Raw genomic sequence first — 1,219 nt, forward strand, 5'->3', positions numbered from 1 at the left:
AATGGGTACTTTTTTAAACAAAGACACCAAAGTGGAAACTTTGTAAAAATAGCAAATACTAAATAGGTGTGAAGTTAAAATCCAGTTCAATGTTATTAACAAAAATATTCATGAAGGATTTACTTTCTTATCTCATTAGCAGGACATGAGAGTTTAAAATTCTTTTAATTTTTTCCATTCTTATCTTGATAGGTATAGGAAAGGATTCCATAAACACCAAACAAGCTTGACAACAAGAGATTACAAGTGTAATATTCAGTTGTTGATTACAAATGTAATACAGAGAGGTGTAATTTTAAACAATGAAAGAATTACCTAAAATTTCGGAAGCTGAATTAGAAGTTATGAAAGTACTATGGTCGAACTCTCCACAAACGGCAAATGAGGTAATTGAAGCGTTAGAGGTGAAAATGGATTGGAAACCCAAAACGATTCGAACGCTAATTAACCGATTAGTCCATAAAGATGCAGTTGCTTATCATCAAGATAAAGGGCGTATGTATGCTTATTATCCTTTAGTATCGCAAGATAGTTATTTACAAGTGGAAACGAAATCTTTACTTAAACGTTTCTATGGTGCAGCATTTAAGCCCTTGCTAGTAAATTTCCTGAAAGAAGAAAAGCTGTCTTCAGAAGACATTAACGAACTTAAACGTATCCTGGATGAGAAGACTGAGGAAAATCAGAGGAAGGATAGATCATAATGATAGAAATGTTTATTAATGTCTATCTGCCTCGTTTTTTCGATTGGTTGATAGAGACATCTATTATGGCTAGTATATTAGTGGGCCTAATCTTATGTATCAAGGTCTTGTTTAGAAATAAGTTAACTCCACGTTGGCAATACATGCTATGGATCATATTAATAATAAGACTTGTATTACCTTGGTCACCAGATAGTTCCTATAGTATCTATTCTGTTCTTACTTACAAGAGTGATGATGCATTCATTTCTAGCCAAAACCATGTAGCTAGTTTTCTTTCAAAAGAACGTATGCAAGAATTGAAAGGTATAGACAATAAAAAGGTACTCACAAAAGAAGATACTTATACCTCAAGTTCAACACAAACTGATCAGGCAAACAAGACACAAACACACAATAATGAAAAGCAGGATGATGAAACGATTTCATTTTATACAGTCTTTATATGCATTTGGCTTTCTGGCGTTATCCTTCTAAGTGTTGCTACTTTTGTAATGAACAGGCGTTTATTACTT

2 protein-coding genes are annotated in these 1,219 nt (G+C 32.9%); both read left to right on the plus strand.

Annotation, left to right across the window (positions count from 1 at the left end):
• Positions 1 to 302: 302 nt before the first annotated feature.
• Positions 303 to 704 carry a BlaI/MecI/CopY family transcriptional regulator gene (locus CER22_RS31080; protein WP_088610511.1) on the plus strand — a complete coding sequence of 134 codons (402 nt, stop codon included), beginning with the start codon at positions 303 to 305 and terminating at the stop codon, positions 702 to 704.
• On the plus strand, positions 704 to 1,219 hold a 516-nt coding region (locus CER22_RS31085; protein ID WP_306426518.1), incomplete at its 3' end, for a M56 family metallopeptidase. The genes CER22_RS31080 and CER22_RS31085, both read left to right, overlap by 1 nt.

The sequence above is a fragment of the Bacillus sp. K2I17 genome (genome assembly GCF_002209985.1).
Taxonomy (GTDB): Bacteria; Bacillota; Bacilli; order Bacillales; family Bacillaceae_G; genus Bacillus_A; species Bacillus_A wiedmannii.